Annotated in this window: 12 protein-coding genes; 4 read left to right on the forward strand and 8 right to left on the reverse strand. The window is 74.4% G+C overall.

Features of this window, described 5'->3' with window-relative positions; genetic code table 11:
* Positions 1–141 precede the first annotated feature (141 nt).
* Both FB454_RS23635 and FB454_RS23640 read left to right on the forward strand, forming a co-directional pair.
* Complete coding sequence (locus tag FB454_RS23635; protein WP_176739872.1) at positions 142–2,724, forward strand: FtsK/SpoIIIE domain-containing protein; 2,583 nt, start codon at positions 142–144, stop codon at positions 2,722–2,724.
* Positions 2,721–3,422, forward strand: coding sequence for a hypothetical protein (locus tag FB454_RS23640; RefSeq protein ID WP_030273742.1), 702 nt, complete (start codon positions 2,721–2,723; stop codon positions 3,420–3,422). Before FB454_RS23635 ends, FB454_RS23640 begins: the two co-directional genes overlap by 4 nt.
* Positions 3,423–3,476: 54 nt before the next feature.
* On the opposite strand, the gene folE is transcribed toward FB454_RS23640, so the two are convergent.
* The 4 genes from folE to FB454_RS34990 all read right to left on the reverse strand — a co-directional run bounded on the left by folE (position 3,477) and on the right by FB454_RS34990 (position 7,384).
* Positions 3,477–4,094, reverse strand: a complete 618-nt coding sequence (gene folE, locus FB454_RS23645) for a GTP cyclohydrolase I FolE (RefSeq protein WP_013288986.1) — start codon at positions 4,092–4,094, stop codon at positions 3,477–3,479.
* 86 nt (positions 4,095–4,180) lie between these two features.
* Positions 4,181–6,193, reverse strand: coding sequence for an ATP-dependent zinc metalloprotease FtsH (ftsH, locus tag FB454_RS23650; RefSeq protein ID WP_013288987.1), 2,013 nt, complete (start codon positions 6,191–6,193; stop codon positions 4,181–4,183).
* A gap of 378 nt (positions 6,194–6,571) precedes the next feature.
* Entirely contained in the window at positions 6,572–7,147 is a 576-nt protein-coding gene (gene hpt / locus FB454_RS23655) for a hypoxanthine phosphoribosyltransferase (RefSeq protein ID WP_013288988.1), read from the reverse strand.
* A 99-nt stretch (positions 7,148–7,246) separates the two neighbouring features.
* Positions 7,247–7,384 (reverse strand): hypothetical protein, encoded by a 138-nt coding sequence (locus tag FB454_RS34990; protein ID WP_018786602.1) that lies wholly within the window; start codon positions 7,382–7,384, stop codon positions 7,247–7,249.
* Positions 7,385–7,534: 150 nt separating this feature from the next.
* Here FB454_RS34990 and FB454_RS23660 point away from each other — a divergent pair, with 150 nt between their 5' ends.
* A complete protein-coding gene (locus FB454_RS23660) occupies positions 7,535–8,494 on the forward strand; it encodes a GlxA family transcriptional regulator (RefSeq protein WP_013288990.1) in 960 nt (319 codons plus the stop codon).
* 119 nt (positions 8,495–8,613) lie between these two features.
* On the opposite strand, the gene tilS is transcribed toward FB454_RS23660, so the two are convergent.
* From tilS to dacB, 3 genes are all read right to left on the reverse strand, one after another.
* Positions 8,614–9,564, reverse strand: a complete 951-nt coding sequence (tilS, locus tag FB454_RS23665; RefSeq protein ID WP_013288991.1) for a tRNA lysidine(34) synthetase TilS — start codon at positions 9,562–9,564, stop codon at positions 8,614–8,616.
* A gap of 106 nt (positions 9,565–9,670) precedes the next feature.
* Complete coding sequence (locus tag FB454_RS23670) at positions 9,671–10,738, reverse strand: zinc-dependent metalloprotease (protein ID WP_013288992.1); 1,068 nt, start codon at positions 10,736–10,738, stop codon at positions 9,671–9,673.
* Between the two features lie 66 nt (positions 10,739–10,804).
* Positions 10,805–12,208 carry a D-alanyl-D-alanine carboxypeptidase/D-alanyl-D-alanine endopeptidase gene (gene dacB / locus FB454_RS23675; protein WP_174361825.1) on the reverse strand — a complete coding sequence of 468 codons (1,404 nt, stop codon included), beginning with the start codon at positions 12,206–12,208 and terminating at the stop codon, positions 10,805–10,807.
* A gap of 517 nt (positions 12,209–12,725) precedes the next feature.
* Here dacB and FB454_RS23680 point away from each other — a divergent pair.
* The gene (locus FB454_RS23680; RefSeq protein WP_013288994.1) at positions 12,726–13,232 is read left to right on the forward strand and encodes an inorganic diphosphatase; all 507 of its coding nucleotides are present in this window, start codon (positions 12,726–12,728) and stop codon (positions 13,230–13,232) included.
* Between the two features lie 58 nt (positions 13,233–13,290).
* On the opposite strand, the gene eccD is transcribed toward FB454_RS23680, so the two are convergent.
* Entirely contained in the window at positions 13,291–14,673 is a 1,383-nt protein-coding gene (eccD, locus tag FB454_RS23685) for a type VII secretion integral membrane protein EccD (RefSeq protein WP_013474990.1), read from the reverse strand.

The following is a 14,673-nucleotide window of genomic DNA, read 5'->3' on the forward strand; positions in this document are numbered from 1 at the left end:
CGCCGGGCGGACGCCGACCGGCGGCGGGGTGAGGCTGCTCACCGCCGACCAGCTCACCGCGCCGACCGACATCCCGGTGGACGGCCGCCGCCTGGGTTACCGTCACACCTCGGGGAGGACATGTCGGCCTCGGAAAGAGAGGTGGACGCGGTGGCGACTCCGAAGGCGCGCGCCGGCCGGGCCGCCGCGCTGCACCGCCGGGCCGAGGCCGCCGCGACGGCGGCGGCGGGCATCCTCGACGAGATCCGGCCCGCGCCGGCCGACCACCACCGGCAGTACGAGCTGGCCGAGCGCCTGCGGGCGGCTGCAGAAGTAGCTGCGCCGGGTTGGGCCGGCGGGCCGCTGGAGTCGCTGAGCGCGACGACGCCTCCCGGTGACGGCCTGCCGCCGCTGGTCCGGGTGGGCACCGCGGCGCCGCTCGACGACGCCCGCTTCCCCGCGCTGGTGCCGTTGCTCGGCAGCGGCCATGTGAGCCTCGACGCCGACGCCTCCGACGCCCGGGTGGCCGGGCTGCTCCGCGCGCTGCTGCTGCGCGTGTTCGCCGCGACCCCGGCGGGCGCGCTGCTGGCCCGCGCGGTCGACGACGGTTCCGGTGCGACGTTCGCCGGGTACGCGCCGCTCGCCGACGCCGGCCTGCTGCCACCGCCCGCCACCGACCTCGCCGGGATGCGTGCGGTGCTGGCCGAGGCGGAGCAGTGGGTGGCGGCCGGAACGGCCCGGCAGCGCGGGCACGACCGGACGCTGCTGCTCGTGGTGGCCGCGCTGCCCGACGGTACGACTACCGCCGACCTGGACCGGCTCGCCGGACTGGCCGAGGGCGGGCCGCGCGCCGGGCTGCATCTGGTGCTCGCCGGCTGGCCGGACGGCAGTCCGCTGCCGCGCGCCACCCCGGTCACGGTCCGCACCGCGTACGCGCTGGTCGGCGACCCGCCCGGCGCCGGCTTCAGCAGTCCCGGCGCCGAGCCGCCGGTCGGCTTGAACTCGCCCGTGTTCCTCGACGAGGATCCGCCCGCCGATCTGGTCGCGGACGTGTGCGCGCGGTTGGCCCGGCAGATCGAGGACGGCTCCCGCCTCTCGCTGCGTGACCTGCTGCCAGCCGACGGCTTCTGGACGGCCGGCTCGGCCGACGGACTGAGCACCACTGTGGGTGACGCCGCCGGGCGCCCGGTCAGCCTGGGCTTCACCGAGCTGACGCCGCACTGGCTGGTGAGCGGCCGAGGTCAGGCGGGCCGGTCGGCGTTCCTGACCGACGCACTGTTCGGCCTCGCCGCCCGGTACGGCCCGGACGAGCTGGCGCTCTACCTCGCCGACCTGGCCGACGGCGAGTCGTTCGTGGAGTTCCTCCAGACCGAGCGGGACCGTTCCTGGGTGCCGCAGGTGCGCGCCACCGGGATGGCGGCCGACCGGGAGTACGTGGCCGACCTGTTCGGCGAGCTGGAGGCGGAGCTGCGCCGCCGCGAGGAGGCGTCCCGGCGGGCCGGTGGGCAGCGCTACGCCGAGCTGCGCCAGCACCAGCCGCTCCCACGCATCGTCTGCGTGGTCGACAACTTCCCGCTGGCGCTGCGCGAGCGGGACCGGCTCGCCGCCGACCTGCTGGCCCGGCTGGACGCGCTCGCCCGCGCCGGCCGGTCGTACGGGATACACCTGGTGCTGGCCGGCGAGGGTGACCTGGGTATCGGCGGTCCGCGTGACCCGCTGCTCGGCCAGTTCCCGGTGCGGGTGGCGCTGCCCGGCGGCTCGGCGGTGCTGGAACCGGCGAATGACTCGGCGGCCGGTCTGCCGGTGGGCAGCGCGGTGGTGAACACGGCGGGTGGCCTGGGCGGTCCGCGCGGCGCGACCCGGGGGCACGAGCGGATGATCCGTTTCCCGGATCCGTACGAGGATCCCGCGGTCCTGACCGACCTGCGGCGACGGCTCTGGGAGGCGCGGGGCGAGTCGGCGACGCCGCCTGTGGTCTTCGCCGGGTACGCCCGCCCGCTGCTCGCCAACGATCCGCGGCACCGGGCCGCGCTCGCCGGCCGGGCCCACGCGCCCGCCGCGTTGCTGGGCCGGGCGGTGGACGTGCGGCGGTCCACTGTGACGGTGCCGCTGGGGCCGGGCGCGGGGCGGAACCTGGCTGTCCTGGGGCGGGACGAGGAGGCCGAGCGGCTGCTGGTCACGGCGGTACGCAGCGCGGCGGCAGCGCATCCGGGCGCGGCCCGGTTCGTGCTGGCGCCGCTGGCGAACGGCTCGGCCGAGCCTGCCGGGGTGCTCGCCGCCGAGCTGGCCGGACGCCACCGGGTGGAGACCGTCGACGCGGCCGGGTTGCGGACCGCCATGGAGTCGGATGAGCCGGGCTACCTGGTGGTGTTCGGGCTGGACGTGCCGGACGCCACCGAGCTGCCGCCCGACCTGCTGCGGACGCTGCTGCTGGAAGGTCCGCCCGCCGGCCGGCACCTGCTCGGCTGGTGGCGGACACCGGCTCCGCTGGCCGGACTGCTCGGCCCGGAGGGCGAGGTGGACAAGCTCACCGCCGTGGCGGTCACCGACGTTCCGGGCGGCCGGCTGGAGCAGCTCTTCGACCGCCCGGTCTGGTGGCGGCCCCGGCCGGGACGCGCGGTGCTCTGGGACGGCCCGGACGAGCAGGGCACGGTCTTCGTGCCGTTCGGCACGGCCGAAGTGGCGACCGCGCGGGTCGAGCCGGACCCGCGGGCGACTGACCGCGCCGGGGAGGGGGCGGCATGAGCGAGACCGGCACGGCCGTACCGGGGCCCCGCTCGGGTGGCCCGACCACCGTGGCGGACCCCGCCGAGTCGGCCTGGGCGGAGTACGTCGCTGCCGCGCGGGCGCTCGACGGCGTACGCCGGGCGGCGGCCACCGCTGCCGGGGAGCAGGCACGGTCGGTGGCCGCGGCCCGCGAGGAGCTGACAGCGGTACGCGAACGACTGGCGCCGCAGCAGTCCCGGCTGCGTGATCTGGGCGTACCGGCGATGTCGCTGGTCCCGACGCCGCCGGAGGTGACCGAGGCGGCCCGGTCGATGGCGGGTGGGCCGTCGGCGGTGCTGGCGGTGCTGCGCGCGGCCGGGGACTGGGCGGACGCGGCGGACGACACGCTGAGCGCGCGTGGCCTGCCGCGGCTGGCCCGGTGGCCGGCCCGGCCGCGCAACCTGCTGGTGTACGGGCCGCTGGCGCTCGTGGTGCCGCTGCTCCAGTTGCTGCTGTACGCGGTCGCCGGTCCGGGGCCGGTGACGGTGCTGGCGCTGCTCGTGGGGCTGCCGCTGCCGGCTGTCGCGTTCATGCTGGGCTGGCTCGCGGTGGGGCGTGTCTTCCGCCCGCGGCCCACCGACCGGGTGGACCGGACACCCCGCTTCGGCGCCCTGGTCTGTCTGGTCCCGGCGGTGCTCACCGCCGCCGGCCTGCTGCTCGCCATGCTGCCCGACTGACGACGGCCGCGCCCTCCCGGGCGGGAGTACGCGGCCGTCGATGTCGGTCGGGAGTCAGCGGGCCATGATCAGCGCCATCGCCTCGGCCCGCGACTTCGCGTCGTTCTGGAGGCCGCCGCGCACGGCGGACGTGATGGTCTTCGCGCCGGACTTCTGGATGCCGCGCATCGCCATGCACATGTGCTCGCACTCCAGCACCACGATCACGCCGCGCGGGGCGAGGCTGGACATCAGCAGGTCGGCGATCTGCGAGGTCAGCCGCTCCTGCACCTGCGGCCGGCGGGCGAACACCTCGACCAGCCGGGCCAGCTTGGACAGGCCGGTGATCCGGCCGTCCGGGCCGGGGATGTAGCCGATGTGCGCGCTGCCCCGGAACGGCAGCAGGTGGTGCTCGCAGAGGCTCATCACGTCGATGTCCCGGACGAGCACCAGCTCCTCGTGGTTGGCCTCGAACGTGGTGCGGAGCACCTGCGCGGGGTCGACCCGCAGGCCGGCGAAGAGTTCGGCGTACGCGCGGGCGACCCGGGCGGGCGTCTGCTGGAGGCCGTCACGGTCCGGGTCCTCGCCGACAGCGATGAGGATCTCGCGGACCGCCTTCTCGATCCGGGCGAGGTCGACGCTGTCCTCCACCGGGCCACCGGTGAGCTTGCCGCTGATCAGGCGCGCGGCCACGTAGTCGAGCGCGTCGTCCCCGTCGGGCTCGGTCGCGGAGACGGCCGACTCCCTGTGGTGGGAGCCGGCCGTCGTCGGATCGCTGTTCAGTGCGTACCGTCCGAGTTGTTGCTGGAACCACCGATCGAGGCGGCGGCGTCGGCGCGGGACTGCGCCGCCAGCGCCTCCTTCTCGGCCGGCGTGAGCACCGGCGGCTCGGTGGAGGGCAGACGCTTGCCGAAGCCGTGGTACGGCGCCATCGGCGGGCGCTTGACCACCCGCGCGCAGATCCGGGCCATGTCGGCGGTGGAGAGCGTCTCCTTCTCCATCAGCTCCAGGACCATGTTGTCCAGGACGTCCCGGTATTCCACCAGGATCTCCCAGGCCTCGTCGTGGGCCAGCTCGATCAGCGCGCGCATCTCGCCGTCGATCTCGGCGGCCACCGCGTCGGAGTAGTCCCGCTCGTGGCCCATGTTGCGGCCGAGGAACGGCTCGTCGCCGCTGGTGCCGTACTTGATCGCACCGAGCTTGGAGCTCATGCCGTACTGCGTGATCATCGCGCGGGCCAGCTGCGTGGCCTTCTCGATGTCGTTGCCGGCGCCGGTGGTCGGCTCGTGGAAGACCAGTTCCTCGGCCGCCCGGCCACCCAGCGCGTACGCCAGGGTGTCGATCATCTCGGCCCGGGTCTGGGTGTACTTGTCCTCCGTCGGGAGGACGAGCGTGTGACCCAGCGAGCGACCCCGGGACAGGATGGTCACCTTGTGCACCGGCGCGGCGTGCGGCAGCGCCCAGGCGACCAGCGCGTGCCCACCCTCGTGGTACGCGGTGATCTTCTTCTCCTGGTCGCTCATCACCCGGGTCCGGCGCTGCGGGCCGGCGATCACCCGGTCGATCGACTCCTCCAGGGAGTCGTTGGTGATCGCCCGCTGCTCCTTACGAGCGGTGAGCAGCGCGGCCTCGTTGATCACGTTGGCCAGGTCGGCGCCGCTGAAGCCCGGGGTACGCCGGGCGACCGCGTCGAGGTCGACGTCGGGCGTGAACGGCTTGCCCTTGGCGTGCACCCGCAGGATGGCCTTGCGGCCCTCCATGTCGGGGGCGTCGACCGGGATCTGCCTGTCGAACCGGCCCGGGCGCAGCAGCGCCGGGTCGAGGATGTCCGGACGGTTGGTGGCGGCGATCAGGATGACGCCGCCCTTGGTGTCGAAGCCGTCCATCTCGACAAGCAGCTGGTTGAGCGTCTGCTCCCGCTCGTCGTGACCGCCGCCCATGCCGGCGCCACGGTGGCGGCCGACCGCGTCGATCTCGTCGACGAAGACGATCGCCGGGGCGTTCGACTTGGCCTGCTCGAACAGGTCGCGGACGCGGCTGGCGCCGACACCGACGAACATCTCGACGAAGTCGGAGCCGGAGATGGAGTAGAAGGGCACCCCGGCCTCGCCGGCGACCGCGCGGGCCAGCAGCGTCTTACCGGTACCGGGCGGGCCGAACAGCAGCACGCCCTTCGGGATCTTGGCGCCCAGGGCCTGGTATTTCGCCGGGTTCTGCAGGAAGTCCTTGATCTCGTGCAGTTCCTCGACGGCCTCGTCCGCACCCGCGACATCAGCGAAGGTGGTCTTCGGCGTGTCCTTGGTGATCATCTTCGCCTTGGACTTGCCGAAGTTGAGCACCCGGGAGCCGCCGCCCTGCATCTGCGACATGAAGAACAGCAGCAGGAGCACGAGCAACGCGATGGGAAGCAGGTTGACCAGCAGGCTGACCCAGATGCTGTCCGACGACACCTTGGTGTCGACCGGGCCGGTGATGCGGTCCGCCGCCTCGGCCTCGCGTACCTGGTTCCAGACCTGGCCGCCGACCTCGTACGGGAACTGCGCCTCGATCTTGTCAGTGGTGGTGTCGCCGTCGAACTTGGCCTTGTCCTTCAGGTCGAGCTGGAGCGTCTGCTCCTTGTCCTGGAAGACGACCTTCTCGATGCCACCCTTGTTGAGCTGGTCGAGCGCGACGGACGTGTCCACCCGGTGGTAGCTGGGACCAGCGGTGAACAGTTGACTGAGCACAACGGCGCCGAGGATGACCAGGATGATCCAGACCACCGGTCGGCGGAAGAAACGCGTACGTTCCATGCTGTAGTCGGGTGCCGAGGCGCCCGCATCCTCCTGATCGACGTCCTGACCGTCTGAATGGTGTCGCCGCCTTGAGCGGCGGCCGGGGCCGCCGTGCGGGCCGGCCCGACCCCCGGGGCACGCAAACTGCCGCACCACGGTCATTCGACGGTACACCGTACGCGCGACGAGTGAGCTTGCGAGCCCGGCACTTACGCGTAGGGCGAACCCGGGTTTGAGCCGGCGTGGCGGGGAGCTCCCACCCGGCCCGCCCACACCGCACGGTCACGCGGTTCGAGGGGCCGGGCGTGGAGGGTGCCTCCACGTCACCGGTCCCTACCGTAGACCGGAAGACTGAGAGCCCGCTGAATGTCAGCTGACGAAGGGCTCGGCAAAGCCTCAGGCCCGCGCGTACACCTCGGGCTTGAGCACCCCGACGTAGGGCACCTCGCGGTACCGCTCGCCGAAGTCGAGCCCGTAGCCCACGACGAACTCGGTGGGGATGTCGAACCCGACGTACTTGACCGGGACCTGCACCTTGACCGCGTCCGGCTTGCGGAACAGCGCGACCACCTCGACGCTCGCCGCGGAGCGCGACTCCAGGTAGCGCAGCAGCCAGGACAGCGTCAGGCCGGAGTCGACGATGTCCTCGACGACCACCACGTGGCGGCCGGCGATGTCCCGGTCCAGGTCCTTGAGGATGCGGACCACGCCGGACGAGGTGGTGCCCTGGCCGTAGGACGAGACGGCCATGAACTCCAGCTCGGCGGGCGGGCCCTGGCGGCCCAGCGCACGGGCGAAGTCGGCCATGAACATGACCGCTCCCTTGAGCACACACACGAGCAGCAGGCCGTCCTCGACGTGGGCGTAGTCCGCCGAGACCTGCTTGGCCAGCTCCGCGGTCTTGTCGCGGATCTGCGCCTCCGAGATGATCACGTGGTCGATGTCGGCGTCGTACCAGGAGCCGTCAGCCATGCTCCTAGCCTGCCGTACGCCCCCGCGCCGCCGTCGGCGGGGCCGCCCCTTTTGGCGCGGTCCCGCCGGGGATTATCGGCGCGAACTGAATAAATCACCTCAGCAGGTACGGGAGCGCCAGCGCTGCCCGTCGTCGCTCGGCTTCCAGTCGGCCGAGTCGCGGGTGTCGGCGGTGAACCCGAAGGCGCTGGCGCCGACGAGAAGGAGCAGGAAGAGCAGGAGCAGCAGAACGGTCATGGCGGCGCTCGCTTTCGCATGGTTGAGACTGTTTTCGCCGCCGGTGCGCACCGGACACCATTGATTCTGCGGGCCGCCGACCGATCCGGACAGTGGCAGGAATGTCATCGGGAATCGATTTCCTGCCACCTGTCGGGTTACCCTCGTCACATGCTCCGCTCGGTCGCCGTCATCGCCATGGACCACGTCGCCGCGTTCGAACTCGGCGTGCTCGCCGAGGTCTTCGGCACCGACCGCACCGCCGACGGCTTCCCCGGATACCGGTTCGACGTCTGCACCGCCGACGGCGGCGCGGTCCGCAGCCGCTCCGGGTTCCTGCTCACCCCCACCGCCGGCCTGGGCCCGGTCGAGGACGCCGACCTGGTGGCGGTCCCCGCGCACGCCGACGGCACCCCGGTCCCCGAGCCGGTGCTCGCCGCGCTGCGCCGCGCCGCCGACCGGGGCGCCTGGCTGCTCAGCGTCTGCGCCGGCGCGTTCGTCCTCGGCGAGGCGGGCGTACTAGACGGGCGCGACTGCACCACCCACTGGCGGTACACCGACGAACTCCAGCAGCGCTTCCCGGCCGCCCGGGTCCAGTGCGACTCGCTCTACGTGCAGGACGACCGGCTGCTCACCAGCGCAGGCACCGCCGCCGGCATCGACGCCTGCCTGCATCTGGTACGCCAGGAGCACGGCTCCGCGGTGGCGACCCGGCTGGCCCGCCGGATGGTGGTGCCGCCGCACCGCGACGGCGGCCAGTCGCAGTACGTCGAGGCGCCGATCCCCAAGGCGCCGGAGGCACCCACGCTGGAACCGGTGCTGGAATGGTTGATGGGACACCTGCCGCGACAGGTGACAGTGGACGAGCTGGCGGCGCGCGCCGGGATGGCCCCACGTACGTTCGCCCGCAGGTTCCGCGCCGAGACCGGCACCACCCCGCACGACTGGGTGACCAACCAGCGGGTGCTGCTGGCCCGGCACCTGCTGGAGGACACGTCACTGAGCGTGGAGGGCGTCGCCGAGCAGGCCGGTTTCGGCGACGCGGCAGCGCTGCGGCACCACTTCACTCGCCGGGTGGGCACCACCCCGCTTGCCTACCGCACCACCTTCCGAGACCGCCAGACCACCTGACCCACCCCACACCGCCGGCACCTCTGGAGCGGTGATCAAGGAGTTTGCGGGCTGGGGAGGGCCGGAACGTGACCAAAAGGCCTTGATCAACGGGGGGGTAGGGGGGCCGCCCGCTCGGGTCAGGGCAGGAGGTGACCCGCGTGGCGGCGTACCTGGTGGTTGCCGGGCAGGTGCACCGGGCCCTGTCCGCGCCACGCCGTGACCAGGGCGTCCAGCGCGGCCACGTGCCTGTGGGACAGCGCGGCCGGCGCGGCGCCCAGCTCGCGGGCCCAGGTGTGCAGCACCCGGGTACGGACGGCGGCCGGCAACTCGGCGAGCCCGGCTACGGACAGCCCGCCCTCCCTGGTCCGGGCGTCGGCGAGCGCGGCGTCGGCGAGCGCGTCGAGCGCGGCGTTGTCGGCCGCGAGCAGCCCGGCGGTACGGGCCAGGTTGGCCACCACCCCCGGCCCGAGCGCGTCGACGAGTCCCGGCAGCACGTCGGACCGGACCCGGGCCCGGGCGTACGCCGGATCGGCGTTGTGCGGGTCCGCCCACGGGTCGAGCCCGAGCGCTTCGCAGGCGGCCCGGGTGTTGGCGCGCGGGACGTCGAGCAGTGGGCGCAGCAGGGGTACCCCGTCGACGTCGCGCCGCTCCGGCATCCCGGACAGCCCGCGCGGTCCGGCGCCCCGGGCCAGCGCCAGCAGGACGGTCTCGGCCTGCTCGTCGCGCGTGTGCCCGAGCAGCACACCGACTGCGTCGAACCGGTGGGCGGCCGCGATCAGCGCCTCGTACCGGGCCTCGCGGGCGGCCGCCTCCGGACCGCCGGGCCGGCCGTCCACGCGTACCGGAAGCACCTCGACCGGGTCGAGCCCTTCGGCGCGGGCCCAGTCGGCGACCGCCTCGGCCCGTTCCGCCGACCCGGCTTGCAGGCCGTGGTCGACCGTCACCAGGCCGGCCTGCCGTCCGAGCCGGGGGGCCACGAACGCGGTGGCGGCGGCGAGCGCGAGCGAGTCGGCCCCGCCGGAGCAGGCCACCAGCACCGGGCCGCCGCCGGGCAGGCCGGTCAGCACCCGGCGGACGGCGAGCCGCACGGCGGCGACGGCGGGAGCGGGCGACGGCGAGCGGCGCGACCGGGCGCCGGAATCCGCCCGGCCCGCGGAAGAAGCCGGACCGAGCGGACCAGCCGAACCGGCCGGATCAGCCGACTGGCGGGGTGGCACCGGCGGGCCCGTGTACGCGTGACACCCAGGCGTCCGGGTCGCCCAGCTCGTCCAGGCGGGGCAGCGTCAGCGGCGACGAGAAGATCTTGTTGAAGCCCTGCATGCCCACCCGGTCGACGACGCCGTGCACGAACTTGCGGCCCTCGGCGTACTGGCGCATCTTGACCTCGATGCCGAGCAGCCGCCGGATCGCCTTCTCCAGCGGGTTGCCGGACTCGCGGCGGCGGTTGAACGCCGCCCGGATCGACTCGACGCTGGGGATGACCTGCGGGCCGACGCCGTCCATCACGAACTCGGCGTGGCCCTCCAGCAGCGTCATCAGCGCGGTCAGCCGGTCCAGCACCGCGCGCTGCGCCGGGGTCTGCACGATGTCGAGCACGCTGGCCCGGCTCTCCGGGTCCTTGACCGCGTCGGAGAGCGTCGCCACGCCGCGGCGGAGCCGTTCCAGCAGGTGCTCGCCGCCCTGGGAGGCGTCCACGAACGCCTGCACCTCGCCGAGGAAGTACGCGCGCATCCACGGCACGGCGGTGAACTGGGTGCGGTGGGTCACCTCGTGCAGGCACACCCAGAGCCGGAAGTCACGCGAGTCGGCGCCGAGCTTCCGCTCGACCTCCAGGATGTTCGGGGCCACCAGCAGCAGCTGGCCGGGGTCGCCGGCGAAGACCTCGTACTGGCCGAGCACGCGGCCGGAGAGGTACGCCAGCACGGTGCCGGCCTGCACACCCGTGACCCGGGAGCCGATCGCCTCGGTGAGCGCGCCCGGCCGCTTGTCCCCGGAGAGACGCTCGACCAGCGGGGAGACCACCTCACGCAGCCCGGCGATGTTCGCCGCCGCCCAGTCCCGGCGGTCGACCACGCGTACCGGCGGGTGCGCGACCTGCGCACGCAGCCCGGTGTAGTCGGCGACGTGACCGGCCGCCTCCTCGGTCAGCCGGCGCAGGTCGCCGACCACGTCGGTGGCCTCGGCGTACGACACCCGGGGGCCCGACTTGCTCAGCGCCCCCGCTGTCGCGGCGGCCAGATCCCAGTCCACGAACTGCGCCATGAACCCACCGTACCCGCGCCGGAACACCCCCACCCGGGCTCGCGCCGGCCTATCGACGCCCGTCGGTCAGCGGCAGCCGCACCCGGCCAGCGCCGAACTGATCCGGTCCAGCGCCGCCCGGGTGTCGTCCAGCGAGCCCTGGGTCCGGTCGGTGAGCACGGCGAACGTGAGCAGCCGGCCGTCGGCTGTGGTCACCGTGCCGGCGATCGCGTTTACGCCGCTCAGCGTGCCGGTCTTGGCCCGGACGACACCCGCTCCGGCGCGGGTCGCCGCCGCGCGGTAGCGCTCGTCGAGCGTGCCGGACCAGCCACCGACCGGCAGACCGCCGAAGATCGCGGCGAGTTCGGGATGGCTGCCGTTGCCGGCGAGCGTGATCAGGTCGGTGAGCAGCGAGGGGCTGATCCGGTTGGTGCGGGACAGCCCGCTGCCGTCGGCCAGGCTGATCTCGCCGGCGGGCAGGCCCAGCTCGCCGAGCACCTGGTCGGTGGCGGCCGCGCCGCCGGCGAACGAGCCGGGCTTGCCCTTGGCGAGCGCCACCTGGCGGGCCATCGCCTCGGCGATCACGTTGTCGCTGTCGCTGATCATGATGTCGACCAGCCGGATCATCGGCAGTGATTCGACCTTTCCGAGCTCGGCGCCGGGGGCCGTACCCGTGGCGCCGGACGCGCCCGGCGCGGTGCCCCGGGTCACCTGGGCGGCGCCGCCGGTCAGGCCGAGCAGCTTGGCGAACTGCCGGCCGGCGGTCAGGTCGGGCTGCGGCACCCGCTCGGCGGCGTGATTGGTCTGCTCGGCGGTGCGCCGCGCCTCAGCCGCGTTCTTCCGGGCGCCGTCGGTCATCAACGCGGTGATCGCCGCGCCGAAACCGCCGGTGGGGATGTCGGCGTCCCAGCCGGGCTCGAAGACCGGGCCGCTGAACAGCGACGAGTCGACGATCACCTTGGTCGGCGCGGTGCCGCCGAGCGCGTCGCGCACCTGGGCGGCGAGGTCGTCCAGCCGGGCCGCGCCCGGGTAGAAGCCGTTCTTGTCCACGGCGAGCGTGGGGTCACCACCGCCGACCAGGACCACCTCGCCCGGGTTCGCCCCGGCCACCGCGCGGGTCGGGATCCGGTAGGCCGGGCCACGCGCGGCGAGCACCGCCACGCCGGTCGCCAGCTTGGTCACCGAGGCGGGCACGGTGGGCGTGTCCTGACCGCTGCCGTAGAGCGCCTGGCCGGTGCTCACGTCGGCCACCGACACGTGCACCCGGTCGCCGAGCGCGGCGGCGCGGACCAGCGGGTCGAGGGCGGTGCGGATGCCGGCCTCGGTGGGCAGCGGGGCGTTGCCGTCCGGCCCGGCCAGCACGGCCTGCGGGGAGGGCTCGGGCGGCGCGGCGACCGCCGTACCCGTGCTGTCGTCGTCGCCCAGCCACCCGGCGACCGGGCCGGGGCGCAGCACGGCGAGCCCGGCCACCGCCAGGGCCAGCACGAGCACGCAGGCGAGCGCCGCGACGAGCCGCCGGCCGCGTCGCGGCCGGCCCGGGGGCGGCCCTGAGGGTACGGGCGGCGCGGCGCCGACCGGCGGGACCGGCGGGCTGACCGGGATCGAGTCCGGCGCGCCGGGCCAGTTCAGCGGAGCCGTCGGGTCGTGGGACGGGCCGACGCGGGCCGAGCCGCTCGCCGGGCCGGAGCCGTGGTGCGGCGGGCCGACGCGGGCGGACCCGGTGGCCGGAGCCGGACGATGGGGGACGTTCGCACCAGGGACGGACACCCGCCCGGTGGCCCCGCCGGAACCGGAACCGGCGGACCCGCGCCCGTCAACCCTCTCGGGGCGGTAGTGTGAATCTTCCCTCCCCACGGCCCCCTCCTCCCCGCTCGAAATCGCCTTGGGCGACACTACTTCGGTCCGAACACTATGCGGCGGCCGGAGCCGACGGGGGGCGTTCACCCCGCGCCGGGGGTGAGCCGCTGGTTTCCGTTAGCCAGCGTGGGCAAACGAGGGAGCGTGGAAGATGGATTTCGACGTCACGGTTGAGATCCCCAAGGGTCACCGGAACAAGTACGAGGTAGACCACGCGACCGGCCGCATCCGGCTGGACCGCACCCTCTTCACCTCCACGCAGTACCCGGCCGACTACGGGTTCATCGAGGGCACCCTGGGCGAGGACGGCGACCCGCTGGACGCGCTGGTGCTGGTGCCGGAGCCGACGTTCCCGGGCTGCCTGATCCGCTGCCGCACCATCGGCATGTTCCGGATGACGGACGAGAAGGGCGGCGACGACAAGGTCCTCTGCGTGCCCTACGAGGACCCGCGTCAGGAGCACCTGCGCGACATCCACCACCTGGGCGAGTTCGACCGGCTGGAGATCCAGCACTTCTTCGAGGTCTACAAGGACCTGGAGCCGGGCAAGTCGGTCGAGGGCGCGACCTGGGTGGGCCGGGTCGAGGCCGAGGCGGAGATCGCCGCGTCGTACCGGCGCGCCAAGGAGGCCGAGGAGCGCGGCGAGACGCTGCACTGACGCTCACGCTTTCACCGGAGGCCCGGGTCGCGCTTCGCGACCCGGGCCTTGCGCGTGTTCAGGCGAGCAGGTCGCGGGCCCGGTCGTAGAGGTCGAGCACCGCGCAGGCCACCGGCACGACCGCGACCACGAGCGCGGTGTCGGTCAGGTCGGCCAGCCGGCCGAGGTACGGGGAGACCGGGCGCCGGGCGTACGTGGCGCCGGCGGTGACCGCCGTGAGTGCCAGGGCCAGCCCGCCCACTGTCAGCGCCAGGCGGCCACCGGGACCGGCCCGCTCGGCCAGCACCACGCCGAGCAGGGCGAACCCGGCCAGCCCGGCGACGACAGCGGGCACCCGGTGCCGTACCGCCACGAACAGCCGGGAGCGCAGCAGCAGCACCCCGCAGGCGACGGCGGCGAGCAGCAGCCCGGCGGTCCGGCCGACGGAGACGAGCACCGCGACCGCGCCGACTGCGAGCACCGCGTGGCCGAGCAGCATCCCGGTGAGCACCTCCTCGGCGCGGGCCACCGCCGCGTGCACCCGCCCCCGGTCCGGCAGGTCCCGGGTGCCGGCCGGGCTGGGCAGGGTGAGCGGCGGCAGCGGCAGCTTGCCGACCCGGATGGCCAGCAACGGCAGCCCGCCGAGCGCGAACACCAGCACGGCGAGCAGGACCGCGGCGGTGCCGTCCGGGTCGAGCAGCAGCCCGCCGAGCGCTGCCGCCACGCCTGCCACGCCGACAGTCACCCCGGCCACGGAGACTCGGGACCGGCTGGCCACGCCGAGCAGACCGAGCACCGCCACCAGCAGCAGCGCCACCGAGCCGACCAGCAGTTCGGGGGCGCCGACCCAGCGCAGGCCGGGGATCGGGCCGACCGGGTCGCCGGAGGTGACCGCCAGCGCACCGGCCGCCGCGGCCCAGGGCAGCGCGTACCCGCCGAGCGTGGCGCCGACCGGGCCGTCCCCGTACGCCCGGGACGCCGCGGTGGCGGTGAGCACCAGGATCAGGGCGACCGCCGCGGCGACCGGCCAGCCGCGCGCGCCCGGCCCGCCCGCGACCACGGCGACCAGGCCGACGGCCAGGGGTACGGCGGCACCGGCGAGCGCTGCGGCCCGGGTGGCCCGGCCCGACCAGGCGGCACCCCGGCGCCGGGCGCCGTCCACGATCGCCTCGACCACGTCGTCGTACTCCAGTTCGGGCCACTGCGCGCGGGCCGGCACCAGGTGCAGCACCTCGCCGTCGCGCACTCCTTGCGGCAGCAGCGCCTGGGCGGTGGCGAGCACCGCCCCGTCGGTCCGGCGCAGCACCCACCCGCCGTGCCGTTCCCCGTCGTCGGCCAGCCCCTCACCGGCGTGCCGGAGCACCTCGGGCAACAGCTCGGCCAGGGGCACCTGCTCCGGGAGGGCCACGTCGACCCGCCGCCTGGGCGCGCTGATCGTGACCCGGGCGAGCCCGCTTGTCAT

Source organism: Micromonospora sp. CNZ297, assembly GCF_007827625.1.